The sequence below is a fragment of the Gloeomargarita sp. SKYB120 genome (assembly GCA_025062155.1).
In the GTDB taxonomy this organism is placed as follows: Bacteria; Cyanobacteriota; Cyanobacteriia; order Gloeomargaritales; family Gloeomargaritaceae; genus Gloeomargarita.
Map to the genome: position 1 here is coordinate 82,459 of JANXAM010000003.1, position 21,618 is coordinate 104,076.

19 protein-coding genes are annotated in these 21,618 nt (G+C 57.3%); 8 read left to right on the forward strand and 11 right to left on the reverse strand.

Annotated features, from left to right (window positions below; translation table 11 throughout):
* Positions 1-62 precede the first annotated feature (62 nt).
* From NZ705_02200 to mutS, 3 genes are read left to right on the forward strand one after another with little or no spacing between them, the layout of a single operon-like run.
* Positions 63-2,639, forward strand: coding sequence for a TIGR03960 family B12-binding radical SAM protein (locus tag NZ705_02200; protein MCS7291773.1), 2,577 nt, complete (start codon positions 63-65; stop codon positions 2,637-2,639).
* Entirely contained in the window at positions 2,639-4,006 is a 1,368-nt protein-coding gene (gene mnmE, locus NZ705_02205) for a tRNA uridine-5-carboxymethylaminomethyl(34) synthesis GTPase MnmE (GenBank protein ID MCS7291774.1), read from the forward strand. Before NZ705_02200 ends, mnmE begins: the two co-directional genes overlap by 1 nt.
* Before the next feature lie 42 nt (positions 4,007-4,048).
* Entirely contained in the window at positions 4,049-6,601 is a 2,553-nt protein-coding gene (mutS, locus tag NZ705_02210; GenBank protein MCS7291775.1) for a DNA mismatch repair protein MutS, read from the forward strand.
* Here the strand turns inward: mutS and NZ705_02215 are convergent.
* Positions 6,585-7,721, reverse strand: a complete 1,137-nt coding sequence (locus NZ705_02215) for a SpoIID/LytB domain-containing protein (GenBank protein ID MCS7291776.1) — start codon at positions 7,719-7,721, stop codon at positions 6,585-6,587. The two genes, mutS and NZ705_02215, sit on opposite strands and share 17 nt — an antisense overlap.
* Positions 7,722-7,807: 86 nt before the next feature.
* Here NZ705_02215 and NZ705_02220 point away from each other — a divergent pair, with 86 nt between their 5' ends.
* Entirely contained in the window at positions 7,808-8,809 is a 1,002-nt protein-coding gene (locus tag NZ705_02220; protein ID MCS7291777.1) for an agmatine deiminase family protein, read from the forward strand.
* Here the strand turns inward: NZ705_02220 and NZ705_02225 are convergent.
* Genes NZ705_02225 through NZ705_02265 form a run of 9 tightly spaced genes read right to left on the reverse strand, consistent with a single transcriptional unit; the run spans position 8,806 to position 17,975 of the window.
* Complete coding sequence (locus tag NZ705_02225) at positions 8,806-9,801, reverse strand: pentapeptide repeat-containing protein (GenBank protein MCS7291778.1); 996 nt, start codon at positions 9,799-9,801, stop codon at positions 8,806-8,808. The genes NZ705_02220 and NZ705_02225 overlap by 4 nt on opposite strands.
* 2 nt (positions 9,802-9,803) lie before the next feature.
* Positions 9,804-10,865 (reverse strand): hypothetical protein, encoded by a 1,062-nt coding sequence (locus NZ705_02230; protein ID MCS7291779.1) that lies wholly within the window; start codon positions 10,863-10,865, stop codon positions 9,804-9,806.
* Positions 10,866-10,896: 31 nt separating this feature from the next.
* The gene (locus NZ705_02235) at positions 10,897-11,505 is read right to left on the reverse strand and encodes an ATP synthase F0 subunit B (protein ID MCS7291780.1); all 609 of its coding nucleotides are present in this window, start codon (positions 11,503-11,505) and stop codon (positions 10,897-10,899) included.
* Positions 11,475-11,984: a pantetheine-phosphate adenylyltransferase gene (gene coaD / locus NZ705_02240; protein MCS7291781.1), complete on the reverse strand. Its 510-nt coding sequence runs from the start codon at positions 11,982-11,984 to the stop codon at positions 11,475-11,477. The genes NZ705_02235 and coaD overlap by 31 nt, the downstream gene beginning before the upstream one ends.
* A gap of 52 nt (positions 11,985-12,036) precedes the next feature.
* The gene (locus tag NZ705_02245; protein ID MCS7291782.1) at positions 12,037-13,047 is read right to left on the reverse strand and encodes an ABC transporter permease; all 1,011 of its coding nucleotides are present in this window, start codon (positions 13,045-13,047) and stop codon (positions 12,037-12,039) included.
* 3 nt (positions 13,048-13,050) lie between these two features.
* Positions 13,051-13,566 (reverse strand): adenine phosphoribosyltransferase, encoded by a 516-nt coding sequence (locus NZ705_02250; protein ID MCS7291783.1) that lies wholly within the window; start codon positions 13,564-13,566, stop codon positions 13,051-13,053.
* A gap of 30 nt (positions 13,567-13,596) precedes the next feature.
* Complete coding sequence (gene uvrA, locus NZ705_02255) at positions 13,597-16,440, reverse strand: excinuclease ABC subunit UvrA (protein MCS7291784.1); 2,844 nt, start codon at positions 16,438-16,440, stop codon at positions 13,597-13,599.
* Positions 16,441-16,452: 12 nt separating this feature from the next.
* Entirely contained in the window at positions 16,453-16,797 is a 345-nt protein-coding gene (locus tag NZ705_02260; GenBank protein ID MCS7291785.1) for a phage holin family protein, read from the reverse strand.
* Positions 16,791-17,975, reverse strand: a complete 1,185-nt coding sequence (locus NZ705_02265; protein MCS7291786.1) for a hypothetical protein — start codon at positions 17,973-17,975, stop codon at positions 16,791-16,793. Before NZ705_02265 ends, NZ705_02260 begins: the two co-directional genes overlap by 7 nt.
* A 134-nt stretch (positions 17,976-18,109) precedes the next feature.
* On the opposite strand from NZ705_02265, the gene NZ705_02270 reads away from it, so the two are divergent.
* The 4 genes from NZ705_02270 (at position 18,110) to proC (ending at position 20,736) form a co-directional block, all read left to right on the forward strand.
* Positions 18,110-18,373 (forward strand): PipX family protein, encoded by a 264-nt coding sequence (locus NZ705_02270; GenBank protein MCS7291787.1) that lies wholly within the window; start codon positions 18,110-18,112, stop codon positions 18,371-18,373.
* Positions 18,370-19,044 (forward strand): YggS family pyridoxal phosphate-dependent enzyme, encoded by a 675-nt coding sequence (locus NZ705_02275; GenBank protein MCS7291788.1) that lies wholly within the window; start codon positions 18,370-18,372, stop codon positions 19,042-19,044. Before NZ705_02270 ends, NZ705_02275 begins: the two co-directional genes overlap by 4 nt.
* A 327-nt stretch (positions 19,045-19,371) precedes the next feature.
* Positions 19,372-19,938: a cell division protein SepF gene (locus tag NZ705_02280; protein ID MCS7291789.1), complete on the forward strand. Its 567-nt coding sequence runs from the start codon at positions 19,372-19,374 to the stop codon at positions 19,936-19,938.
* Positions 19,939-19,941: 3 nt separating this feature from the next.
* A complete protein-coding gene (gene proC / locus NZ705_02285) occupies positions 19,942-20,736 on the forward strand; it encodes a pyrroline-5-carboxylate reductase (protein ID MCS7291790.1) in 795 nt (264 codons plus the stop codon).
* On the opposite strand, the gene NZ705_02290 is transcribed toward proC, so the two are convergent.
* The gene (locus NZ705_02290; GenBank protein MCS7291791.1) at positions 20,733-21,560 is read right to left on the reverse strand and encodes a tetratricopeptide repeat protein; all 828 of its coding nucleotides are present in this window, start codon (positions 21,558-21,560) and stop codon (positions 20,733-20,735) included. The two genes, proC and NZ705_02290, sit on opposite strands and share 4 nt — an antisense overlap.
* Positions 21,561-21,618: the final 58 nt, after the last annotated feature.

A 21,618-nucleotide genomic window follows, 5' to 3' on the forward strand; every position in this document is an offset into this window, starting at 1 on the left:
TCGCTTGTCTATTCTACGCAAGTCCGTCTTGGAAAACCAAGCCCTTTCGGTGGGGAGTACCGATGGCGGTAGCAATTGAATCATTACTCCATTCCGGCATCAGTAAACCAGCGCGCTATTTAGGACAAGAGCTGGGGGCGGTGCGCAAACCCTGGGAAAGTGCTCAGGTGCGGTGGGTATTGAGCTATCCCGAACTGTACGAAGTGGGTGCCTCCAACCTAGGGCACATCATTCTCTACAACATCATCAACGCCCAGCCTGATCAACTATGCGACCGCGCCTATTTACCCGCTCCCGATTTAGCTGCCAAATTACGCGCAACCCAAACACCTTTATTCGCTGTGGAATCCCGCCGCAGTTTACGCGAATTTGACATTATTGGCTTCAGCTTGAGTTACGAATTGGGGGCGACCAATATCTTAGAAATGCTCGATTTGGCTGGGATTCCGTTAACGACACAGGAACGGCGCGACGGTCACTATCCACTCATTTTTGCCGGCGGTCCGACCGCAACCGGAAATCCAGAACCCTACGCGGACTTTTTTGACTTCTTTGCTATTGGGGATGGGGAAGAATTACTCCCCGAAATCGGCTTGGTGCTCTTAGAAGGGAAAGCCGCCGGTTTATCGCGTCAGGAATTACTCCTGGATTTGGCGCAAATTCCTGGGGTTTACGTGCCCGAGTTTTATGCGCCCCAGCCGGATGGCGCCGTTGTTCCCATTCGCGATGATGTGCCCCCGCGCATCCTACGTCGGGTTGCTGCGCCCATTCCTGCCTACGGCATTGGATTGGTCCCTTATGTGGAAACGGTGCATGACCGGTTGACGGTGGAAATTCGCCGGGGATGCACGCGGGGATGCCGGTTTTGCCAGCCGGGAATGCTCACTCGTCCGGCGCGGGATGTGGACCCGGAAACGGTGATTCAAACCATCGAAAAAGGGATGCGGGCAACGGGGTTCAATGAGTTTTCATTGCTGTCTTTGAGTTGCTCGGATTATTTGTCTTTGCCTGCTGTTGGGTTAGAAATTAAACGTCGTTTAGCCGACCAACCGGTGAGTTTATCCTTGCCCAGTCAACGGGTGGACCGTTTTGATGAACATATCGCCGAAATTGTGGGGGGAATGCGCAAAAGCGGACTCACCTTTGCGCCCGAAGCAGGCACCCAAAGGATGCGGGATATTATTAACAAGGGTCTCACGAATGAAGAGCTACTCCGGGGCGTCAAAACTGCTTGGGAACAAGGTTGGGACCGGGTGAAATTGTATTTCATGATTGGGTTGCCAGGCGAAACCGACGCGGATGTGATTGGCATTGCGGAGACGTTGAAATGGTTGCAGCGGGAATGCCGGGGCAATGGTCGCAAACCCATTGGTTTTAACGTCACCATTTCTAATTTCACGCCCAAGCCCCACACGCCCTTTCAATGGCATTCTGTGGCCACGTCAGAGTTCCTGCGCAAACAGGAATTACTCCGGCAAGAATTTAAGCATGTGCGCGCTCTCAAAGCCAATTTCACCGATGTCCGGATTTCGGCGATGGAAGACTTTTTGGGGCGGGGGGACCGCTCGTTAGGAAAAGTGATCCGCCGGGCTTGGGAATTGGGCGCTGGCATGGACGCCTGGTGGGAATCGCTCGACCGAGCTTATGCCGCCTGGGAGCAAGCAATCCGAGAAGCAGGGTTGACGTGGAAATATCGCTCGATTGAACAAGGACAATGGTTTGAAAAACTAGACAAAGCTTACCTGCTAAACCAGCCCTTGCCCTGGGACCATATTGATACGGGGATTGATAAAAAGTGGCTGGTGGAAGATTTAGAACGCGCTTTGGCTGCTGCCACCGTTCCCGACTGTTCCTTTGATAGCTGTTCCCATTGCGGCGTGTGTGGCGTGGATTTGGGTCACAATGTGGTCGTGCCCCCGCCGCCTTTACCAACGGCAAAAATCACGCCGAACATTCCCACGCAACGGGTGCAACGGTTACGGGTGCGATTTGGCAAATTAGGGGAAATGGCGCTGCTGAGTCACCTGGATTTAATGCGCTTGTTTGACCGGGCCATCCGGCGGGCAAATTTACCCATTGCCTTTACGGAAGGGTTTCATCCGAGTCCCCGCATTGTGCCTGCGACGGCCTTACCTTTGGGGGTAACCAGCACCGGTGAAATTGTGGATTTTGAGTTGCACCAAGTGTGTGATCCCCAAGCGTTTTTACAAGCATTGCAGGCGCAATTACCCGCCGATATTCCCCTGTATGAAGTGCAGGAAATTCCTGTGCGAGCGCCGGCCAGTACCGAATTGCTAGAAGCGGTCGAATACCGGTTAACATTCGCCCTTGATGCACCAGATGCCCGCGCCGATTGGTCCACGTGGATTCACCAGATTTTAGCGATGGAAGCCCTGTGGTGGGAAGGCCAGACCAAAAGCGGGAAACCAAAACGGATCAATTTGCGCGAAAAACTGTACCGGTTGGAGTTGGTGACAACCCAAGACCAGCAAGCAGACATTCTTTATCAAGGGTCATGGAGCGCTGATGGTCAATCCCTGCAACCCGAACACGTTTTATTCCTATTCCAAACCGTCGGGTCGCCGGACGTTCATCTGGTTCATATTCATCGAGAGCGGTTGATTTTCCGCAGCAGTTGATGCTGGATTTAGGGGATACAATTGCGGCGATTGCGACGGCGGTGGCACCGGAGCAAGGGAGTATTGCCATTGTGCGCTTGTCAGGCAAAGAGAGCGTTGCGATTGCTCGTAAAATTTTTCATGCGCCGGGGAAGCAAGTATGGGAAAGCCATCGCATTCTGTATGGTTTTGTGCGCACACCAGCGGGGCAAGTCATTGATGAAGCGCTGTTACTCCTGATGCTAGCTCCCCGTTCCTACACCCGCGAAGATGTGGTGGAATTTCACTGTCACGGGGGCATTATTACGGTGCAAAAGGTGTTGAATTTGTGTATTGAACAGGGAGCGCGACTGGCTCGACCGGGTGAGTTTACTTTGCGGGCGGTTCTGAATGGCCGGATTGACCTGACCCAAGCAGAAGCGATTGCCGATCTCATCGGGGCAAAATCATCGCTATCGGCGGAAATGGCGCTGGGTAGTTTGCAGGGGAAACTGGGACAACGCATTCGGCAACTGCGCAATCAATGTTTGGACATTCTGGCGGAACTGGAAGCTCGGATTGATTTCGATGAAGATTTACCACCGCTCAATTCGCAAGAGATTCAAGACCGGATTGGCGATATACTCCGCCAGATTGAAGAATTATTGGCAACAGCAGAGCGGGGTGTTTGGTTGCGGCGCGGGATCAAGGTGGCGATTGTCGGGCGTCCGAATGTGGGCAAATCGAGCTTGCTGAATGCTTGGAGTCAAACGGAACGGGCCATTGTTACCGATTTGCCGGGAACTACACGGGATGTGGTGGATGCCTATCTGGTAGTGCAGGGAATTCCAGTCGAAATTCTGGATACCGCCGGGATTCGTCATACAGATGACCCCGTGGAGCAAATCGGCATTCACCGTTCTCGCCAGGCCATGCAAAATGCCGATGTGATTTTACTGGTGATCAATGCTGCGGAAGGATGGACAGAAATGGACCAAGCTTTGTATCAAGAATTAGACGCTAGCAAAGTGATTTTTGTGGTTAATAAAACTGATTTGGTTCCATCTCTCCCGCGGCTACCTGCGCACCTACAACCGGTGGTTTATACATCTGCCCTGCAACGGAGCGGTATCGACCAGTTAGAGTCGGTCTTGCTAGAGCGGATTTTTCAAGGGAAAGTGCAGCAAACCAATCTCACCTATACGATTAACCAGCGACAGCAAACAGCTTTGCTCCAAGCCCAAAAAGCGCTGCAACAAATGCAAACGACTATGGCGCAACAATTGCCGGTGGATTTTTGGACGATTGACCTGCGCACAGCGATTCAAGCGCTGGGGAGTATTACTGGTGAAGAAATCACCGAAGCGATGCTGGATCGCATCTTCAGTAAGTTTTGTATCGGCAAATAAACGCTTGGGGTATAATCGGGGAGCAGTGGGGGAGCTGGAGCCATGTTGGAAAATAGCGACTATCGCCAGGTAGACCGTGAGCAATTGGTGGATATGTTGCGCCACTATTGCCAGGTCAAAGACCAGTACCAGCACGCGCTTTTGCTCTATCGGGTGGGCGATTTCTATGAGACGTTTTTCCAAGATGCCATAACGGTGGCGCGGGAGTTAGAACTCTATTTGACCAGTAAATACGGGGGCAAAGAAATTGGCAAAGTTCCCATGGCTGGCATCCCCTACCACGCGCTAGAACGATATGCCAATCAATTACTCAAAAAAGGCTATGCCGTAGCGATTTGCGACCAGACGGAAGATGCAGCGATTGCCGAAAAAGAACGACGCATGGTGCGGCGAGAAGTCACGCGGGTCTTTACACCGGGGACGCTGTTAGAAGAAGCGCTTTTGCCGGCACGGGAAAATAACTTTTTGGCGGCTTTGGTGTTGCAAGGGGAACACTGGGGATTGGCGCATGGAGATGTCTCGACAGGGGAATTTCGTTTGACGCAGGCGCAAGGTTTGGACAATCTCACGCAAGAACTGCTGCGCATTCAACCGGCGGAAATTGTTTTGCCCACGGAAATTCCTGATTTGATTGGGCTATTACGACCTGGGGAATCAGAAGGGAAAATTCCTGCTGGTCTGCCCACCCAATTTACCTATACATTGCAGCCGCAACGTTTTTTTCAACTGGCCCAGGCGCGACAACAATTGTTAGAAACCTATGGGTTGAAGTCGCTGGAAGGGCTGGGATGTGAGCATTTGCCGCTGGCGATTCGGGCGGCGGGGGGATTACTGGCGTATTTGGCGCAACATCAAGGGCACTACCATACGGGGCTGCAGTTGCCCACGACCTACTTCATCAGCGAGTTCATGCGGCTGGACCAGCAGACGCGCCGGAATTTGGAACTGACGCAGACCGTGCGGGAAGGGGCGTTTCACGGGTCGTTGCTCTGGGCGATTGACCGGACGGTGACGGGGATGGGGGCGCGTCTGCTCCGGCGTTGGCTGCTGCAACCGCTGCTGGATGTGGAGGCCATCAATGCCCGCCTGGATGCGATTGCAGAGCTGGTTAACAAGGGGTTGTTGCGGCAACAGGTGCGGGAGCATATCAAGCAAGTGTATGACCTAGAGCGGTTGCTAGGGCGGGTGCAGGCGGGAACGGCCAATGCCCGAGATTTGCTGGCGCTGGCGGATTCCCTGTTGGCGGCAAGTCGGCTGGCCCAGGTGCTGGCTGATGTCCAGTCCCAGTACTTGCGGGATTTGCAGTCCATACCGCCGGAACTAGAAGCGCTGGGGGAACGCATACGGGAATCTCTGGTGGAATCGCCGCCGGTGACGTTGACCGAAGGGGGGTTGATTCGTGCTGGCGTTGATGCAGAACTCGACCGCTTGCGCCAAACGCTCGCCGATGACCAAAACTGGATTGCCCAATTGGAAGTGACGGAAAAACAACGCACAGGGATTCCGACGCTGAAGGTGGGCTTTAATAAAACCTTTGGCTATTACATCAGCATCACCCGCTCCAAAAGTGAACAGGCGCCGCCGGATTATATTCGCAAGCAAACGCTCACCAACGAAGAACGTTACATTACACCAGAGTTGAAAGAGCGGGAAATTCGGATTTTGAATCTACAGACGGAAATCAATCAACGGGAGTATGAATTGTTTTTGCAATTGCGCCAGGCAGTGTCTTTGCACCAGCATCTAATCCGGCCCTTGGCCCAAAAAATTGCGCAGGTGGATGTGCTGGCGGGACTGGCGGAAGTGGCAGTGATCCACAACTATCACCGGCCAGAGATTGTCCAGGGACGGGAACTGGTGATCAAACAGGGACGGCACCCAGTAGTGGAGCAATTGTTACCGGCGGGGTGTTTTGTCCCGAACGATACGGAATTAGGCACGGGTACCGATTTGATGATCTTGACGGGGCCAAACGCCAGTGGCAAAAGCTGTTATTTGCGACAGGTGGGCTTGATTCAGTTGCTGGCCCAAATGGGTAGTTTTGTCCCAGCGACGCAGGCCAAAGTTGGCATTTGCGACCGCATTTTTACCCGCGTGGGGGCGGTGGATGACTTGGCAATGGGACAGTCCACGTTCATGGTAGAAATGTGCGAAACGGCCAACATTTTGCATCATGCGACGGACCGTTCGCTGGTGTTGCTGGATGAAATTGGACGGGGGACGGCCACCTTTGATGGGCTGGCGATTGCTTGGTCGGTGGCGGAATACCTGGCGGTTTATTTGCGTTGCCGGGCGATTTTTGCCACGCACTACCACGAGTTAAATCAACTGGAAAATACTTTGAAAAATGTGGCGAATTATCAAGTGGTGGTGCAGGAGCTAGCGGACCAGATTGTGTTTTTGCACCAGGTGCGACCGGGGGGCGCCGACCGTTCCTATGGCATTGAAGCCGGACGTTTGGCTGGTTTACCCCCCATCGTTATTAACCGGGCGCGGGAGATCATGCACCGGTTAGAAAAGCATTCTCAGATCACTTTGGGGGATACGGCGGTACAGGGAGAGTTGCCACTGTTTGCGCCTAACGCCACTGGCTGATTTCCACACCCTGGTAGTAGTACTGGAGAATTTGCTGGTAGTTGTACCCGCGTTGGGCCAAGGCGTAGGCTCCCCATTGACTCATGCCCAGCCCATGCCCGAAGCCCCGTCCTTGAAACGTAAAACCGCCAGGTGTGGGGTGGAGCAAATCGGCGCTGGCGACATCGCTGGGGGTAGGAATGACGTCAAACAAGGTACTGCGCAAGTCCAGCAGTTGCCGGAGTTCAGCCCCGCTGAAGGTGCGACTGCCCTGGGTGCCTGTGACCCGTATCTGGAGAACGCGACCACGGGGAGTGCGGCGCTCGACGGTAAAGCCCGTGACTCGACCCACGCCGGGGAGCAGGCGACTGAGTTCTGCCGGGGTAAAGGTTTTCTGCCAGCTATAAACAGGCGCTTCCTGGTCAAAGTCGGGTACACCGCGCAGGTAGGGCCGGGGCGACGCCCAAATATCTTCCACATTTTCCGTATGGCCCCCCGACGCCGCATGATACACCGCTTCGATGATCTGGCCCCGGTAGGTGAGCACTTGACCGGTGGTGGCTAACACGGCTTCGCGGGTGCGGTCCGATTCGCGGCTGTAGCCCTTGTAGGCTTGCCAAGTCACCGTGCGGCCCACGTCGAAATCCCGGTCAGCCGGGCGGCGCAGCCGGTACAGGACAAAGGAACGGGCGGCTACGGCCTGGGCTTTCAGGGCTTCCAAGGGCCAATCGGGGTACATTTCCGAACCCACCACGCTGAAGAGATACGCTTCCAACGGCACGTGATTGACCGCCAGCAGCCCGTCGGTTCGCGCCACTAAGCGCAGGCGTCCTCGGTACCAATCATCACTGATATAGACAAACCCGCCATCGGTCGGTCGCACCCACAAATCCCGCGCCTGGTAGGTGTGTAGCCGGACTTGTCCCCCCTGGAGTTGCGCCGTGAATCCCAGCATCGGTGGCAAAGGTCCCAGGGTGCGTCCAGCTCCATCGGTCACCACTGCTGCGCCGGAAACGCCGACCCGCACTGTTTTGACCCCTTGCTGAATACACACCCGCAGTTCGGTGGCCCAGGCGACGGCTCCCCAACTTAGCGCGATGACCCCAGCGACAACCGTCGTGCGCAACCAAAATAAGCTCATGAGCCATCACTCCCCAGCCCAACCCCCAAAAAGTATAACAGGGCACTCCAGTAGGTACAATCAGGGGGACGTGTAACGCTGTCCCAATGTCCCCCAAACGCCGCTTGCCTGCCGAATGGGAACCCCACCAAGCTACCTGGTTGTCCTGGCCCCACAACCGGGAAACCTGGCCGGAACACTTAGCCGCAGCCGAACAGGCGTTAGCCCAAGCGGTTGGTTACCTACAGCGGGGGGAAGTCGTGCATATCAACGTACTAGATGAAGCGCACCAAGCTCACGTGCAAACGCTATTAGGTGACTGTACAAACGTTATTTTTCATATCCTGCCCACCAACGATGCCTGGTGCCGCGACCACGGAGCCATCTTTATCGAGGAAGACCAAAAGCTCGTCGCCACCTGCTGGCAATACAACGCTTGGGGCCAAAAATATCCCCCCTGGGACCGCGACCAGCAAGTAGCCAGGCAAATGGCAGCCATTTTAGGCGTTCCCCGTCTCACGTTTGACCTGGTGTTGGAGGGAGGAGCGATTGAATCCAACGGCCAGGGAACCTTGCTGGCGTCTCGGTCCTGTTTGCTCCATCCCCAGCGCAATCCTGGGTTAACCACCGCCCAGTGGGACGCGATTTTTCGGGAAGTTTTTGGGGCGGCGCAGGTGATTTGGCTAGAGGTCGAAATTCAAGGCGATGACACCGATGGCCATGTGGATGTCACAACCCGTTTTGTTGCGCCCGATACGCTGGTGGTCGCGCGCGAAGCCAATCCCGGTGACCCCAACTACCCAGCGCTGGAGGCGAATTGGCAACAGCTGCAGGCCATTGCTGCCACCCAGGGCTGGCAACTCATCGCCTTACCCATGCCCCAGCCGGTATGCCAGCGCGGCCAGCGGTTACCCGCCAGCTACGCCAATTTCTACATCGGGAACCAGGTGGTGCTCGTTCCCACGTTTGCTGACCCCCAGGATGAGGTTGCCCTGACGCTCCTGCAAAAGTGCTTTCCCGAGCGGCGCGTCGTGGGCATTGATAGCCGGGCCATTATTGAAGGCTTGGGCGGGCTGCACTGTTTGACCCAACCGGTACCAGCGCTTTAGGTGACGCGACCATCCGGCATGGTGGTGTGGCGCAAAATCGCACCATTGAGATTGGCTCCCCCAATGTCGGCTCGGGCTAGGTTGGCGTGGCTCAGGTCGGCATCCCGCAAGTCCGCCTTGGTGAGATAGGCTTCGTGAAGTACTGCGTGGGTCAAACGGGCCTGGCACAGGTTCGTCAGGGTGAGGTCGGCGCGGGCGCATTTGGCTTCATCCATCTGGCAGCGCAGGAAAATGGCTTTGCTGGCCTTGGCTTCGGTTAAATTGGCCTGCTGGAATTGCGCGTCGGTGCAATCAGTTTCCAGTAGTACAGCTCGCACCAGTTGCGCCAGGTTCAGTTGGGTTCGATGCAGGATGGCTTGGCTCAGGTCCGCTTCGTTGAGATTGGCTTCATCCAAGATGGCATGGCTGAGGTTGGCATTCGCCAGGTGACAGTTTTGCAATTTCGCTCCCCTGAGATTGGCCCGGCGCAAGTCCGCCCAGCACAAATCCGCCCCCCGCAAATCCGCTCCCTGTAAATCCGCGCCCTGCAAATCTGCCCGGCGGAGGTTCACCCGCTCGCTACCGCCTTTGGCGGCTTTGCCCAAATTGGCATTCCGTAGGCAAGCCCCGCGCAACGTGGCACTGGAGAGATTGGCGCCCTGAAGATTGGCTTCCACCAGGCTGGCGTCTAGGAAATTGGCAAAGATGGCGTGGGCGCGGGAGAGATTGGCCCGGTACAAGACACTGCCATGCAACTGGGCGGCGTTCAGGTCGCTGGCCGAGAGATTGGCTTGCGAGAGATAGGCGCCGCTGAGGTTGGCCTGGTTGAGTTTGGCTTCCTGAAAATTCACCCGGCTGAGATAGGCAAAGACAAACTCGGCGCTGTGTAAATCGCAACGAGACAAGTTCACATTAATTAAATCCGCTCGGTTTAGCCGAACGCCCCGCAGGTCTTGCCCTGAAAAGTCGCTCTCTCCCTGGCTGTAGCGCTGGAGCAGTTCGGCGGCATCCATCGTCACGCCCCCCCTTGGTCTAACCGGTCAAGAATCTGGGTCAACCGGTTGGCAACGGCTTGCACCTGGCCGACAAACTCTCGCAGGTAACGGTAACGCAGCGAAGGCGGTAAATCACGGGCGACCGCTTCCAAATCCCCCTCCAACTGGCGAAAGACCTGCTCGATATGGGCCATGACCTGCTCCACCGCCGTGGATACTCGCTGGCGCAACACCACTTCCGTCGAAAGTTCCTGCCGTAACAAGTCGCTCACCCGTTCCACTGCTGGCGCGTCCGGTTCCGTGACCACTGGCGCGATGACCGGTTCGGGGGACATCTCCGGCTCAGGGCCGATGACCACCACCGGTTCCGGAGGCGACTCCACCGGCGGACTTGGTTGCACATCGGCAATGGTGGGGCGTTTTTGCAACCGTTGATACACGGGCTGGAGCACTTCTCGCAGCGTCCCAGCCACCTGTTGATATTCCTCCGGTTCTTCCAATTGTTCCGCAGTAGTCTCTAGGCGCTGGCATAGCTCGTCGTAATCGGGAAACGCCAACAACAGGTCCCGCAGCAGCCGTTCCAGCTCCAACCCCTTGACCATCAGCCAGGGAGCTGTCAGCAACATGTCGCCCTGGCGCAACACTCGGGCCACCAAGATTTTTAAGCGCAAGGGGTTGGTGCGGTTGAACAGTTCCAGGCGCAGGTCAAACCACTCTTGGGGCGGCAGAATCGCTGCTTGGTCCGGGGGTGTCTGGGTGCGCAACCACTCGGTAGGGTCTTCATCGGGGTAAAGGGCGGCCATCGCCCGCAGGATGGTTTCCGCCACCGCCATGTACTCCACCGGCTTATTCAAGTTGCGCACCAGATTTTCCAAGGTGGGTCGCAACTCCCGCATCGTGGGCCGCACCTCGAGGGTCTTGACCAGCAGGTCCCGCAGGTCCACCGCCGCCAACCGCTCCGGCTCGGTCTCCCACGTCCCAGTGCAGGCGAAAATCAATAACTTTTTAATCCGCAGGTAATGTGGGCTTTGCTCCAACTGGGCGCTGACGCTGGCAATCGTCGCCTCTTCGGTCAGGGTCATCGCTGTCCTCCGCCCCTACTCTTAGATAACTTTACCGCGAGGCTTCCGGCTGGCGTTGCTGCAACTGTTGCCGCCCCTGCTGCACCCGCTGGAGATTTTCGCCTAGCACCTGCTCTAGCAACGTCAACACCTGCTGGGCGTAGGTTTGCGCGCCCTGGATCAACTGTTGCCGTTCCGCCTCCGCCTGTTGCCGTTGCCGCGCTAATTCCTCCTGGGTTTGCTGGCGCAGGTGTTGCAACTCGGCAATCGTACTCTGGCGGAGCGCTGCGCATTCCTGCTGCACCTGATGCCGGAGACGCTGGGCCTCCTGTTGAGCCTGTTGCAGGATCACGTGCTGGTCCAGTAACCGCGCCGCCTGCTGCTCAGCTTGCAGGACAATCTGCTGGGCCTGGGTCTGGGCGTGGCGCAAGATCTGCTCCCGCTGCTGCAACACCTGCTCCGCTTCGACCACCAACGCCGGTAAGTTGTGGCGGATGTGGTCTAGCTGGGCAAAAATCATCTGCTCGTTCACCAGAAGCCGGCCACTCAGGGGCACGCGCGGGCTGTCGGCCACCAGGATTTCCTCCAGGCGGTCCAGTTCCTGGCGCAGGTGCAGGGTGGCCAATTGGGTCACGTCGCTGACATGCGAGGTCGGAAGCATTGTTCAATCTCCGCAACAAGGGATGGGGGTACCAGATGGTCAATACTGCCGCCGAAGCGAGCAATTTCCTTGACCACGCTACTACTTAAAAAACTGTACTCAGTGGTGGTAGTGAGAAACACGGTTTCAATCTCGGGAGCCAGGGAGCGGTTGGTGTGGGCCATCTGCAACTCGTACTCAAAGTCCGACAGCACCCGCAACCCCCGCAAGATTACCCGTGCCTGGCGCCGGCGAGCATAGGCCACCGTCAAGCCATCGAAGCTGTCCACCTCCACGTTGGGCAAATGGGCCGTCGCCTGCTTGATCTGCCGCACCCGCTGGGCGACCGGAAATAGAGGCGTTTTGCTGGGATTGGCCAGCACCGCGACAATCACCCGACTGAACAACCGGCTCCCCCGCTCGATGATGTCCAGATGACCCAGGGTAATAGGGTCAAAACTACCAGGGTAAACCGCAATCGCCAAGCCATCGCCAGCCATATACTCCTGTTAGCTTAACATTCCACTGCGCCCACAACCAAGCCGTTTTTTTCTAGTCCAAGGAAACAGGTTCCCGCTGGAATTGGATGCGCGGGTCCGCCCATTGCAGGAGTAGATCCGCCAGTAAATTGCCCACGATCAACATCACTGACCCCAGCATCAAACTGGCCATCACCAAGTACAGGTCCTGGGCGGTTACCGCCTGCAAAATCAAGCGTCCCAACCCCGGCCAATTGAAGAAATATTCCGAGATAAACGCCCCGCTCAACAGGGTAGCGAATTCAAACCCCAGCAGGGTAATCAAGGGATTAATGGCATTGCGCAGCGCATGGACGTAGATCACCCGCGTTTCCGGCAACCCCTTGGCCCTGGCCGTGCGGATATATTCCTGGCGCAACACGTCCAGCAAGTTTCCTCGCATCAAGCGTTGCAACCCGGCAAAACTGATAATCGTCAACGTCAACGCCGGCAAGCACAAGTGCCACAGCACATCCAATATCTTTCCCAACAACGTTAAATCCTCAAAATCCAGGCTTGTCATATCCCCGACCGGAAACCAGCCCGTGCGCTGGGCGATAAACAGCAGGATTAAACCGGCGATAAAACTGGGAAATCCCTGGGCGATATAACTCACTCCCTGCAGCAAATAATCCAACCGCCGGTTCTGGTTGACCGCCGCCACAATCCCCAAGGGAATCGCCAGGCCCCAGGTCAAGACCAGCGATGCGACTGCCAGGAGCAGTGTAGCTGGCACCCGTTCCCAGAGCAACAGGGCCACCGGTCGCCGATAGACAAAACTCTCCCCAAAATTGCCCCGCAACACCTGAGACAACCACAGAAAATACTGTTCCACCGGCGGTTTATCCAACCCAAATTGCTGGCGCAGGGCCTCCACCGTTTCCGCGGAAATCGTCGGGTTCTGCTGCAGTGTATTCAAATAATCCCCCGGCGCCAGTTGCATGATGGCAAACGACAGCGCCGACGCCAACCACAGGGTCAATAGAGCTTGCAACAGCCGCTTGAACCAATAGCTACCCAGCAGTCGCGTAACCAGGCGTTTCATCCCTTACTCGTAGGTCACCAAGGTTTCGATCACCGTGTCTGGCAAGCGTTTCCGTCCGCCCAGATAGGCCAACTCGATGATGAACCCAAACCCGATGAGTTCCCCTTGGGCCTGTTGCACCAGTTCGCCGACGGCTCGGGCGGTTCCGCCGGTTGCCAGCAAATCATCCACCACCAGCACCCGCTGCCCTGGCTGAATCCCGTCCTGATGAATTTCCAACTGGTCCGTTCCGTACTCTAGAGCGTATTCCCGCCGATGGACCGGCCCCGGTAATTTTCCCGGCTTGCGCACCGGCACAAAACCACATCCCAGCGCATAGGCCAACGGCACGCCAAAAATAAACCCCCGCGATTCCGGCCCAACAATGACATCAACCTGATGGTCGCGAAACCGCCGTGCCAACTCGTCAATCGTGTAACGCAATCCTTCGGGGTGTGCCAGTAGCGTGGTGATGTCGCGGAATAGAATGCCTGGCTGGGGAAAATCGGGAATTTCACGAATCAGGGCCTTCAAATCCATACCGCACTACCCGAGGGCCACCGGTTTTTATTATGCCGGATTTGACGGCGGGGGATGTTGCGCCAGCACCTTTTTCAGGTAGCGACCGGTGTGGGAATGGGGATTGTCCGCCACCTGTTCGGGCGTCCCCGTGGCCACAATTTCCCCACCCCGTTCACCTCCTTCCGGCCCCAAATCAATCACCCAATCACAACAGCGAATCACATCCAAATTGTGCTCAATCACCAGCACCGTATTTCCCTTGTCCACCAGCCGCTGGATGATGTCCAACAGGCGATGCACGTCATAAAACGATAAACCGGTGGTGGGTTCATCAATCAGGTAAAGCGTTTTACCCGTCGCCCGGCGGGACAGCTCGGTAGCCAGTTTAATCCGCTGCGCTTCCCCTCCCGACAGCGTAGGTGCCGTTTGCCCCAGGCGAATATACCCTAGCCCCACATCCACCAGCGTTTGCAGGCGGCTGACCGCCTGGGGAATTGCCGCAAAAAACTCGCAGGCCTCCTCCACTGTCATATCCAGCACGTCGGCAATGGATTTGCCCTTGTATTTCACCTCCAGCGTCTCGCGGCTATAGCGTTTGCCCTGGCACACCTCGCACTGCACATAGACATTGGGCAAAAAATTCATCTCAATTACATTCACCCCTTGGCCGCCGCAGGCTTCGCAGCGCCCCCCTTTGACATTGAAGGAAAAATGGCCCGCCTTGTAACCCCTGGCTTTAGCCGCTGGCGTCTCGGCAAAAATGGCTCGGATCACGTCAAACGCCCCCGTGTAGGTGGCCGGATTGGAACGGGGGGTGCGCCCAATCGGGGATTGGTCAATCACAATGACCTTATCCAGCGCTTCCAGGCCCTCAATCGCTCGCAGTTCCGATGGAAAGGGAATTTTGTGCCCGAAATGGTGCGCCAGCGCCGGATAGAGCAACTCGTTGATCAGGGTGGATTTGCCCGACCCCGACACCCCCGTCACACACACAAACATCCCGAGGGGAATCTCCACATCAATATGTTTGAGATTGTGGCGATGGGCGTCGAGTAATCGCAGGGTTTTGCCATTGCCAGGCCGTCGTCGGGCGGGTGTGACAATTTCTTTGCGGCCCGATAAATAGGCACCCGTGATGGACTCAGGATGGTTCAGAATGTCTTCCAACTTGCCTTGAGCGACAATGCGCCCGCCGTGGACCCCCGCGCCTGGGCCAATATCCACGATGTGGTCGGCACTGCGAATCGTCTCCTCGTCGTGCTCCACCACGATCAACGTATTGCCCAAATCCCGCAGGCGTTTGAGGGTGGCCAATAGCCGGCTGTTGTCCCGCTGGTGCAAGCCGATGCTCGGCTCATCCAACACGTACAAAACGCCGGTCAGTCCTGAGCCGATTTGAGTCGCCAGGCGGATGCGCTGGGCTTCCCCACCGGAAAGGGTCATGGCTGGGCGGTCCAGCGTTAAATAGTCCAGCCCCACGTCCACCAAAAACTGCAACCGCGCCCGGATTTCCTTAAGCACCAGATGGGCAATTTGGGCCTGGCGGGGCGTCAGTTCCAAGCGGTCGAGACGCTGCAGACATTCCTGTACCGAAACGCTGGTGAAATCGGTGATGCGGTAGCCGCCAACTCGCACCGCTAGCGCTTCCGGTTTCAAACGGGTTCCCAGGCACGTAGGGCAGAGAGCATCGAACCGGTACTGGTCTAACTTTTGCTGCACCAATTCTGACGTCGTTTCCCGATACTGGCGTTCCAAGATGTTTAACACCCCTTCGTATTTTTTCCAGTAGCCCTGCCGTGAGCCGCCTATCCAGATGGGTTCCGGCGCGCCATGCAGGATGATGTCCTGCTGTGCTGGCGTGAGCTTGTACCAGGGGGTCGCCAAATCAAAGCCGTAGGTTTTCCCCAAACTGTCCAACAGCCCCAAGTAATAGTCATGGGGCTTATCCGACCAGGGAGCAATCGCTTGATAAAGGGGCAATTTGGGATTGGGCACGACCAGTTCTGGGCTAAAGCGGCGCAAAAACCCCAAACCATGACATTCAGGACAGGCGCCATAGGGAGAATTAAAGGAAAATAAACGGGGCGACAACTCTGACATGACAGCCCCATGTTCAGGACAAGCAAATTTTTCTGAAAACACCCAATCGCGCCAGGTTTCCCCCTGCTGAATACTGGCAATCACCACCCCTTCGCCGTGCTGCAAACACGTTGTCAACGAATCCACCAAACGGCTGTGCAAATCCGGTTTGATGACCAAACGGTCTACCACGATTTCGATGCGATGGTTGTGGTTTTTATCCAGGGGCGGCACCTCGCTCAAGCTATAGACCGTGCCATTCACCCGCACCCGTGCAAATCCCTGCTGGGCAATATGGGCCAAGATTTTTTGGTGGGTTCCTTTTTTGCCCCTGACCACCGGCGCCAGGAGCTGGAAACGGGTTCCGGCGGGCAAGCTGAGAATCTGGTCGGCGATTTGGTCCACCGTTTGCGGGCTAATGTTGTGGTCGCAAATGGGGCAATGGGGCACACCGGCGCGCCCAAATAACAGGCGAAAATAATCGTAAATTTCTGTGACCGTTCCCACCGTCGAGCGGGGGTTGTGGGACGTGGATTTTTGGTCAATGGAAATCGCTGGACTCAATCCTTCAATCGCATCCACATCCGGCTTGTCCAGTTGACCCACAAACTGGCGGGCATAGGCGCTCAGGGACTCTACGTAGCGCCGCTGTCCTTCGGCAAAAATCGTGTCGAAGGCCAACGAAGATTTACCCGACCCCGATACCCCCGTAAACACAATCAACTGGTTGCGGGGCAATTCCAGGTCAATATTTTTGAGATTGTGCTGGCGGGCACCGCGAATCCGAATGACCTCGCCGCTACCGGATGCCATGGCAATGCTCGGCTAGGCCCCCAGGAGCCTAAACAGCACCCCATTCAGCACGGTCAACAGGATGGGGCCGACCAGCGCACTCACCCAACTGTCCAGCCGAAAGCCTTTCACTAGCGATGCAGCCAGGGCGAAAATCAGAGCGTTAATCACCAACGTAAACAGCCCCAGCGTCAGGAGATTCAGGGGCAACGTCAGCAGCAGCAACACCGGTCGCACCAAGGCGTTGAGCAGCCCCAGCACCAACGCGGTCCACAGCGCCGTGCCAAATCCCTGCAGCCGAATCCCCAGCGGCAACCGCGAGAGAATCCACAAACTCAGGGCATTGACCACCCAGGTCACCAGCAACTTGGTCAACATGGCGTTTCGGCGTCCTCGGAACGATGGTGCGCAATGAGCAATTCCCGCAAGTAGGCCCTGGCCTGCTCCCGACTTTCATTATACAGAGCCAAAAAACGAGCCTTTTTCTCCGGCGTGTTCAGCAAGTCACAATTGGCCCGCGCAATCGCTTCACCCGCCCACTGAATCGCCCCTTCCCCAGAGTAAAACTGGCTGCGGACGGACTCCACACATTCTTCGCGCGTCGGTTTGCGGTGAAAGACGCGGGTGTGGTTCGCCATGCGCAGGGCGTCCCGTTCCGGGTCAATCCGCCAGTTGCCCTGCTCGTCCTGTTGCCAGAGATTGGCCTTGGCGTAGGCCGCCTCCTGGTCTTCAGCGGCAAATTGCCGCATGCCCGCCGAGCGCCGGATATTGCCCGCCACAATCGTAGCCGCCGCCTCATCAATCAACAAACAACACTCTAAGGGCGTCAACCGCCGACCGACGGCCTTGTTCAGAATCCGCGCCACCCGGGGAAACAAGGGCGGCAACAGAGCCGGATTGGCAATCCCGCCGAACCCTTTGAGCACTTCCCCCTTGGGCCGCACATGGCCCACATCCACGGTGACCGTCCACACACCCCCGTCTACTGGTTCGCTGGCCAGTTCCAGCAGGCTTTGATACGCCCGCACCCAACCTTGCCGTGAATCTCCCACCCAAATCGTTACCTGGGTGCCCTGGCGTTCGATGCGGGTCTCCTGCCAGCGTTGCTCCGGCGGCACATCCCCCGGCTGCCCGACGACTTGCACCTCCAAACGGGTTACAATCGGCGGCAACTGGTTGACGTATTGGGGTTCCAGCACCGCGCCCGTCCCCGAACCTTGCATCGCCAGGTCCATCATCAGGCCAAAACCGCGCCAGTCCACAATCCGCTGCGACGTGCAGTTATAGGCTCCCGAGAAGTTTTCTGGCCGGTGAATCCAGTCGGTGCCCCCCACCCATAGCCAGCGGCCTGAAGTCAGCGCCTTCAGCGTTTGCTGCATTTCCATCACCAGCGCTTTTTCTTCGGGGGTGAAGCGCCCCAGGACGGCCAAATCCTCCACCGTGCGCTGGCACACCTGCGCCCAGGATTCCCGTTGTCCGTTGACCCGGCGGCTGTAGGTGCGGAAAAAGACAGGGTAGGCACAGGGCGCTTGCAGCGATAGTTCGGGATGCGTCATGGGCCATCGGTCAGGAAAAACCTCACCAGCACTATAGCGCATCGCCTGGTCCGGCAAAGCAGTCCGCCCACTCCTTAGCATAAAAAATGCAGCGCTCGTGTATTTTAGAGAAATTAGCCCTTGCGATGGACTCCATGACCGGCGAATCCTATCTCAACCATCCCAACTTTGGCCTGCTCTACCGGATTTGCCGCCTGGGAGATGGAAGTGAACTGTACATAACCCTGTACGCCCATCGCCTGTTTTTTCACGTGCGGTACCAGGGCGACCAGCTTGAAATCGAACCGGTGAGCCGTCATCAAGCCAAGATGCTCTTGGAAATGCACTTGCGCGACCTGCGACGCCTGGGCAAACACCAGGAGTACCAGAAACTCCAGCAGTGGGAAAAAGGGCTGTGATCTCCGAACAACAGCTTGCCCAGAACTGGGAGCGCCTGCGCCGCCAGATTCCTTCCCACGTGCGAGTGGTGGCTGTGACCAAACAGGTGCCGGTGGAGTTAGTGCGCCACGCCTATCATCTGGGGTTACGCGACTTTGGGGAAAACCGCATCCAGGAGGCCGTGCCCAAAATCCAAGCGCTCCAGGATCTACCCGACATTACCTGGCATTTCATTGGTCATTTACAAAGCAACAAAGCCCGCCAAGCGCTGACCTACTTCTCCTGGATTCACAGCGTGGACGACCTGGCCCTGGCGCAACGGCTCGACCACCTCAATCAAACCCTGCAGCGCCCCGTCCAGTTGCTCCTGCAGGTGAAACTCCGTCCCGACCCCAACAAGTACGGCTGGACTGTGCCTGCATTGCTCCAAGCGTTACCAGCGTTGGCCCAATTGCGCCACGTACGCATCAAGGGGTTAATGACCATTGCACCCTTGGGTTTATCGCCGGTGGAACTCCAAATGCTGTTTTCAGAACTGGTGGCGCTGGGCCATCAAATTAGCAGCCAATTGCCTCTCCAGGAATACTCGATGGGCATGTCCGATGATTATCCCTACGCGATAGCCGCTGGCGCAACCATGGTCCGTTTGGGACGCTGCTTGTTTGGCGAACGCCCCCAGCAAACCCGTTAAAAACTTGTGAAAATCCCCCGCGCTATCCGAGAACGCTCCCTATAATGACTCGAAACCGGTGAGCTTGGGCGCGTCCATGGGCAAAATCAACAAAATAAAAGGGTGGTGGATATTGATTTTGACGAAAAAAAGGGTTACGGTTCAGGTATCATCCCTTGTATTAAAGTACATTGGTAGGCCAACACCTGGCCAATCACCTGCAAGGGTGACCGGTCAAGGTTTGATGATGCACAGGCTCTACCAATGGCTGACAAACGCTTTGCCTCCTCAACACCTGGTTGATGCTTTAATGTCTACCTATACGCCTGTAGCGGGAGTACACATCCCATGCAACTGCTAAAACGCTTGCGGGAATGGATCAGCCTGGGAGAACCGGTGGAGTACGACTACGACCCCGGTCAATCTCAGAGCGCTCCTACACCCATGACGCCACCAACGACCGAGTACCGGGACGCCCCGCGCCGACGGGAACGTTCGCCGGTGACCACTACCCCAGAACCCTCTACCTCCCGAACGCCGATGAACAACGTGATTGGTTTGCCGACGGCCCACAACCAGCCCTTTGAGGTGGTAGTGATGGAGCCGCGTTCGTTTGAGGAAATGCCCCAGGCGATTCAAGCCCTGCGGGAGCGGAAATCGGTGGTGCTCAACGTCACGCTGATGGAACCGGAGCTGGCCCAGCGGGCGGTGGACTTTGTCGCCGGCGGCACCTATGCCATTGATGGGCACCAGGAGCGACTGGGGGAGAGCATTTTTCTCTTCACGCCCAGCGGGGTGCAGGTGACCACGCGGACCTCGATTCCCAATCCGACGCCCCTGGAGGCGCCCAGTTCTCTGCGCAACACGCCGCCGATTTGGACGCCAGAGTCCATGCCGGCCTACTTGGCTCAGTAGGGGATGACCAACCGGTTGGGCATCATTGGCGGGGGCGCTTTGGCCGAAGCCCTCGTCCAGGGTTGGTTGTCGGAAAAATTGCTTGCCCCTGGGGAAGTGGTCGTTAGCCATCCCCGTTTGGAACGGCGACGGTACTGGCAGGAGACCTATGGAGTGGCGGTCAGCAGTGAAAATCGGGTCGCCGCCGCTGCTAGCGAAGGGGTACTTGTCGCGGTGAAACCTCATCAGTTCAGCCAAATTGCGCCAGCCCTTCGTCACGCCCAACCGCAAGCAGTCCTAGTGTCGGTGCTGGCGGGAGTGGCTCTCGTGACTTTAGAGCAAGCTGTGCCGGAAGCGGCTTGGGTGCGCGCGATGCCTAACGCGCCGGTGCGAGTGCGGGCGGGAATCACGGCGGTGGCTTGGGGACAGCAGGTGAATGAAGAGCAAAAAGCGTGGGTGGAGCGACTGTTTCGCGCTGTCGGCCAGGTGGTGACGGTGCCAGAAACCTACATGAATGCCGTGACGGCCCTAGCCGGCTCAGGACCGGCCTACGTGGCGGTGCTGGTGGAGGGATTGATTGACGGCGGCGTGCTGGTGGGCTTACCCCGCGCATTGGCCACCCAGTTGGCGGTGCAGACGGTTGCTGGGACCGTGGCGCTGCTCCAGCAGCAGGACATCACGCCAGCGGAGCTGAAGGCCCAAGTGATGAGTCCAGCAGGAACCACGGCAGCCGGTCTGTTGTGTTTGGAATCCCAGGGTGTGCGGGGGCTTTTGATGCAGACGGTGCAGGCGGCCTACCAGCGGGCCCAAACCCTTTAGCCCATTTTTTCCAGCATTTGCTCCCGCTGTTGCTGAATCTGGCTGGCTTGAGGTTGCAGCGCTAGGGCCTTCTCAAAACAGGTCAGGGCGTCGTTGTAGCGCTGGCCATAGCTGAAGGCCACCCCCAAGTGATACCACACTTCCCAGGCGTCCGGTTGCTTTTGACTAGCCTGTTGCAAGTAAGCCACGGCATGGTCCCATCGCCCCAAGCGTTGCCAAACCCGCCCAAGCAGCAGGCAATCCTGAGCGCTCAAGGTGGGTTGGTCTGGCCGGAATTGCTCAAGCTGCTGGGATAAGTCTGCGGGCAACTCAAGACTCTCCTGGGCGAGCCACTGGCGCAGGCGTTCCAGCGGTGATGGCGTGGGTGGGACGGCAGTCAGGGGTTCGGTCACCTCCAGAGCGTGCAGCCGCTTTTGCCACTCCTGCTCCAGGGCTTGGCGGCTCTGGGCGGCGAGGGCGGCCAGCGTGAGCTGGTAGTGAGTCAGTTGCTGGGCCAACACCTCCGCCACGATGGTTTCTGCTTGGGTGCGCATGGGTTGTCGGGCTTGGTCAGCGGCCATTTGAACCAATTGCTGGAGAATGCTGCGGCGCAACCACCACAATCCCATGCCTGTCGCCACTAGCAACAGCACCAGCACCAGCAGCAAGAGATTCAACAGCAAGGTCGTGTGGCGAAAAGCCCGGTCCACTTCCATCTGCACCACCTCTTGCCAGGGCCGGTAAGCCGACGGTTCACCTCGATTCCCCCCACCACCGCCGCCTTGGGCTAGTACCGGTTGCATCGCCAGGAGCAGTCCCAATCCCAGCCAAACCCAGCGCGCCATAGTCATTCCCACCTTTTCTCTCCATCTTAACGCCCGCTGCAGGGGCCAAAGAGACGGA

Coding starts and splice junctions, on each gene's coding strand:
- NZ705_02280 (MCS7291789.1), top strand. CDS start 19,372: ATGCAACTGCTAAAACGCTTGCGGGAATGGATCAGCCTGGGAGAACCG.
- NZ705_02270 (MCS7291787.1), top strand. CDS start 18,110: ATGACCGGCGAATCCTATCTCAACCATCCCAACTTTGGCCTGCTCTAC.
- coaD (MCS7291781.1), bottom strand. CDS start 11,984: ATGGCTGGCGATGGCTTGGCGATTGCGGTTTACCCTGGTAGTTTTGAC.
- mnmE (MCS7291774.1), top strand. CDS start 2,639: ATGCTGGATTTAGGGGATACAATTGCGGCGATTGCGACGGCGGTGGCA.
- NZ705_02220 (MCS7291777.1), top strand. CDS start 7,808: ATGTCCCCCAAACGCCGCTTGCCTGCCGAATGGGAACCCCACCAAGCT.
- NZ705_02225 (MCS7291778.1), bottom strand. CDS start 9,801: ATGGATGCCGCCGAACTGCTCCAGCGCTACAGCCAGGGAGAGAGCGAC.
- NZ705_02290 (MCS7291791.1), bottom strand. CDS start 21,560: ATGGCGCGCTGGGTTTGGCTGGGATTGGGACTGCTCCTGGCGATGCAA.
- NZ705_02215 (MCS7291776.1), bottom strand. CDS start 7,721: ATGAGCTTATTTTGGTTGCGCACGACGGTTGTCGCTGGGGTCATCGCG.
- NZ705_02245 (MCS7291782.1), bottom strand. CDS start 13,047: ATGAAACGCCTGGTTACGCGACTGCTGGGTAGCTATTGGTTCAAGCGG.
- NZ705_02265 (MCS7291786.1), bottom strand. CDS start 17,975: ATGACGCATCCCGAACTATCGCTGCAAGCGCCCTGTGCCTACCCTGTC.
- NZ705_02200 (MCS7291773.1), top strand. CDS start 63: ATGGCGGTAGCAATTGAATCATTACTCCATTCCGGCATCAGTAAACCA.
- proC (MCS7291790.1), top strand. CDS start 19,942: ATGACCAACCGGTTGGGCATCATTGGCGGGGGCGCTTTGGCCGAAGCC.
- NZ705_02230 (MCS7291779.1), bottom strand. CDS start 10,865: ATGACCCTGACCGAAGAGGCGACGATTGCCAGCGTCAGCGCCCAGTTG.
- uvrA (MCS7291784.1), bottom strand. CDS start 16,440: ATGGCATCCGGTAGCGGCGAGGTCATTCGGATTCGCGGTGCCCGCCAG.
- NZ705_02250 (MCS7291783.1), bottom strand. CDS start 13,566: ATGGATTTGAAGGCCCTGATTCGTGAAATTCCCGATTTTCCCCAGCCA.
- NZ705_02235 (MCS7291780.1), bottom strand. CDS start 11,505: ATGCTTCCGACCTCGCATGTCAGCGACGTGACCCAATTGGCCACCCTG.
- mutS (MCS7291775.1), top strand. CDS start 4,049: ATGTTGGAAAATAGCGACTATCGCCAGGTAGACCGTGAGCAATTGGTG.
- NZ705_02260 (MCS7291785.1), bottom strand. CDS start 16,797: ATGTTGACCAAGTTGCTGGTGACCTGGGTGGTCAATGCCCTGAGTTTG.